At 24.7% G+C, this 871-nt stretch carries 1 protein-coding gene; it reads right to left on the bottom strand.

Annotated elements, in window-relative coordinates:
* The coding region (locus NG918_RS16660; protein WP_252227154.1) for a PAS domain-containing sensor histidine kinase at positions 1 to 871 on the bottom strand (871 nt) is incomplete at both ends.

The raw sequence follows: 871 nt of genomic DNA, 5'->3' as shown, positions 1-871 counted from the left end.
ATATTTTAATGCATTAGATACTAAATTTAAAATTATCCGCTCTATTTTTTCTGGATCGCAAGCAAGTATTATTTCTTCTTCATCAGTATCAAATATTATATCTCGCTCTTTATTTTTAGTATATTCTGCTACAGATAAAACAATTTCTTCAATAACATTAACTATGTTTTTATTCACCATATTAACTTTATAATGACCACCATCTATCTTAGTGATATCAATTAAATTGTTTACAAGTTTTAATAGTCTATACGAATTTTGTTTTAATCCCTTTATATACTTACACATGTTTTGTTTTTCTAATATATCGTCAAATTTTTTTATATAAGACTCCATAAGTTGCGCTGTTGTTAAAATTATATTTAATGGTGTCTTAAATTCATGAGATAAATTTGCAAAAAACTGTGTTTTTAAACTTTCTAATGCAATTGCATTTTGTAAACGTTTATTTTCTAAGGCTAATTTATTATAATTAGTTATATCTTTACCTGTCATTATAAAAGTTTTCCCACCATTTATATAACTCCAATTCCATTCTAGAGTCCTATATTCTCCATTTTTACAAATACATCTATCTATAAAGCCAACATATTTCCATTTATTATAATTGTAAGCTAAATTTAACAACTCATATATCCTAGGTAAATCATCCTTATGTATCAAATCAGTACAATTCATATTCATAAGTTCTTCCTTAGACCACCCTAATACTTTTGTCCAATTATTAGTTACTTTTATAAAAGATCCATCGTTTTTTGCTATTCCGCATAAGTCAGTAGCTGTTTCTAAAAACAATTCTAATTCTTTTTCACTTTCTACACGCTTATTCAATTCTTTATTAAGTGTTGAATATAAAAATTTATTATTAATA

The organism is Clostridium sp. ZBS2 (assembly GCF_023845855.1).
Classification (GTDB): Bacteria; Bacillota; Clostridia; order Clostridiales; family Clostridiaceae; genus Clostridium; species Clostridium aquiflavi.
The sequence above is the reverse complement of the archived record's forward strand: the minus strand, read 5'-3'. Positions and strand labels throughout refer to the sequence as shown.